Annotated in this window: 1 pseudogene; it reads right to left on the bottom strand. The window is 57.5% G+C overall.

The features are described from left to right. A pseudogene (locus U5775_RS38900) lies at positions 1-694 on the bottom strand (hypothetical protein); the annotation flags it as partial. Positions 695-749 lie beyond the last annotated feature (55 nt).

The raw sequence follows: 749 nt of genomic DNA, 5'->3' as shown, positions 1-749 counted from the left end.
CCATTAACGCGCTCGCATAGCCTTGAAAGCGGGCTTGCAAGCCGTAAATGCCGGAAAACGAACTGGACGGATGTCCCACGTTTACGGTTGCCGCCACCTGTCCGAAGGATTCACAGCTATAGTAGGCCTTTAGGGTCATTCCCACCCGCTTCGTTTCACGTCGCAAAACAGGTTGCATGTCGGCATACCTGGCCGCGCCGGGCCACGCCCAGTACGCTCCAGCACTGCTGGTCGCATCTAATTTGTCGACACCCGTTAATCTTCGCCATTCCTGCATGGACACCGGTACAACTGCCTCAACCACCATGAGAGCACTGTTATTGCGCATCCTGTTTGCATTATCCGCAGCCTCATGCAGGCGCTCCGCGAGAGCCTGATCCACCTCCCGGCCCTGGAAGCGCCAGTACTTGATGTAGTTATCCGGCCAGGTCAGTTGCAGAAACCCACGCCCAATCCACGGTGCATATCGCGGAGGAGGCGTGCTCCGGCCTTCGGACAGCAACGAAAACCACTGGGTTTCCTGCATCGCGTTACCGAGAAAGGCCGCCAGCCGCAATGGGGTTGTGACGCCAAATTTGCACATGGCCTTGTTCAACTCGGCGCCATATCCGGCGATCGTCTCGCGTGATGGCGAAACGCTTTCCGAAACCCATTGACCATGCCCAATGGAGCGGAGAGCGGTGGGTGGAAACATCCGCATATAGTCTTGCGGGCTCAGCCACCCACATCGCCTGAAATGCCGGATAAAC

Origin of the sequence: Paraburkholderia sp. J63, assembly GCF_905220245.1 — a bacterium.
Lineage (GTDB): Bacteria > Pseudomonadota > Gammaproteobacteria > Burkholderiales > Burkholderiaceae > Paraburkholderia.
Note: the sequence above shows the minus strand (reverse complement) of the source record. Positions and strands in the feature narration are given on the sequence as shown.